Origin of the sequence: Maribacter sp. TH_r10 (genome assembly GCF_033101095.1) — a bacterium.
Taxonomy (GTDB): Bacteria; Bacteroidota; Bacteroidia; order Flavobacteriales; family Flavobacteriaceae; genus Maribacter_A; species Maribacter_A luteus.
The window spans coordinates 1-1,306 of the sequence record NZ_JAWMPY010000025.1; the positions used below are offsets into that span (position 1 = coordinate 1).

Genomic DNA, 1,306 nt, shown 5'->3' on the forward strand with positions numbered 1-1,306 from the left:
CAACAAAGAACTGAGGTAAAAAGCAAACAAATTCTTCCTTAATCTGAGACATTTATATTCCAGGCCCATAGGTTCAAAACGAGATTCTTTGAGCTTTTTAACTGTATTTACCCTACTCTTTACCTAGGCAATATTGAAACGTAGGTTTCATCATATGGCCTTCCTGATTTTGCAATGGCAAATGACTGTTTAAGCAGTTTATTGGCAACTGCTATCAATGCCAGTTTTTTGCTCTTTCCCTTGTTCACGATTCGCTCATAAACCTCTCTGCAGGCCCTATTGTGCTTACAAGCGTTAAAAGAGCACAGAAACAATAGATTGCGAAGTTTTCTATTACCGACCTTACTTATTCTAGCTCGACCTCTTACGCTGGTCCCTGACTCTCGAATCGTTGGGGTAATACCTACGTAACTACAAAGCTGCGATGCCGTTTCGAACTTGCTGAAACCATCGGTCACCACTATTAAGAACAATGCTGTCTTTTGCCCTATCCCCGGTATTGACATCAACAAGGTCAACTGCTCTTGCTGATCTTCTTTTACCAATGATAGGATCTTTGATTCGATTGCCGTTACTTCTTTATTCAGTTGCTTCTTGTTACGTATCAAGGAACGATGGACAAACTTTGATGGTATGCCCAAAGCAGCCTCCCCATGTATCTTGTTCTTGGTCGCCGTACGTTGCTTTAAATAGGTGTCCAATAACCTGAACAATTGCAGACACTCACTCTGCGTATTCGTCAAAGCATCGTAAAGTGGAACTTCATTTATTAAGGCATAATCACAAATAGCTTTCGCATCGCTCTTATCCGTTTTCACCTTGGCCAGTTTCATCTGTACAAACCGCTTTACCATTAATGGGTTTATTACTGAAACCATTACTCCGTTCTTGTAAAGAAACTGTGCAAGTCTATAATGGTAGTAACCGGTAGCTTCCATAACTACCAATGAACCTTCAGGTAATTCCTTGAGGAATTTCTTGAATCCAAATTCATCGTTCCTGTACTGGTCGTGACCTTTTTTACTACCGTAAACATCAAAAACATCTTTACTAATGTCGACTCCAAAAGTTTCTTTATATTTATTCATAGGAAATGTTTTATGAAAGAACCGGCTACTTCTGCCCACAACAACTTGAAAACGAGATCAAGGTCTCACAGAACTGAACGTGGTCTAAGTAGTAAAAGAGAGAGGATTATCATTGTTGCCGAAGTCTAAGCTTCACTGTATAACATAACCTTAATTCTCTCTTTTGTTCTTTCTGGTTATACTTTCAATTTAATCAGAATCAAACTTAAGATGTATAA

At 38.9% G+C, this 1,306-nt stretch carries 1 protein-coding gene; it reads right to left on the reverse strand.

Features of this window, described 5'->3' with window-relative positions; genetic code table 11:
• Nucleotides 1-119: 119 nt before the first annotated feature.
• Nucleotides 120-1,088, reverse strand: a complete 969-nt coding sequence (locus R3X28_RS19155) for a transposase (protein ID WP_317666485.1) — start codon at nt 1,086-1,088, stop codon at nt 120-122.
• Nucleotides 1,089-1,306 lie beyond the last annotated feature (218 nt).